The sequence below is a fragment of the Pseudomonas fuscovaginae SE-1 genome (assembly GCF_000364705.1).
GTDB classification, from domain to species: Bacteria; Pseudomonadota; Gammaproteobacteria; order Pseudomonadales; family Pseudomonadaceae; genus Aquipseudomonas; species Aquipseudomonas fuscovaginae_A.
Map to the genome: position 1 here is coordinate 1 of NZ_AQOH01000400.1, position 615 is coordinate 615.

Genomic DNA, 615 nt, shown 5'->3' on the forward strand with positions numbered 1-615 from the left:
CACCGCCAACCGCCTGGACAACCGCGATGGCGGCAAGGTCCTGGCCGACACCACCCTGGCCGTAGACAGCGCCCAGACCCTCAACGGCAACCAGGGCCTGCTCAAGGGCAAGACCGGCCTGACACTCGATGGCCAGACCCTCGACAATACCAAGGGCCAACTGATCAGCGGCCAGGACAGCCGCCTCACGCTCAGCGGTGACCTGGACAACAGCCAGGGCCTGGTCAGCAGCGAAGGGCAACTGCAGGTCAGTGCCGCCAAGCTGACCAACACCGCCGGTAGCCTGTCCAGTGCCGGCACCCTGACGGCCAAGGCCACCGCCGCGCTGATCAACCAGGGTGGACGCCTGGTCAGCGACAGTGGCATCACCGTCAGCAGCGCCAGCCTCGACAACAGCGCCCAGGGCGTGATCAGCGGCAAGGGCGCGGTGGGCGTGACCACCGGTGCCTTCGATAACGGCACCGGCGGCCTGACCAGCGCTGATAGCCTGACGCTGACGGCAGGGCAGGTGACCAACCAGGGTGGCCGTATCGGCAGCGACAAGGCCCTGACCGCCAGCGTCACCGGTCTGGACCAGCAAGGTGGCAAGCTGTTCAGCAACAGCGCCCTGACCCT

Annotated in this window: 1 protein-coding gene; it reads left to right on the forward strand. The window is 67.5% G+C overall.

Annotation, left to right across the window (positions count from 1 at the left end; genetic code table 11):
* Nucleotides 1-615 (forward strand): hypothetical protein (locus K675_RS31730; protein WP_037007429.1); only part of this gene is annotated, 615 nt, incomplete at both ends.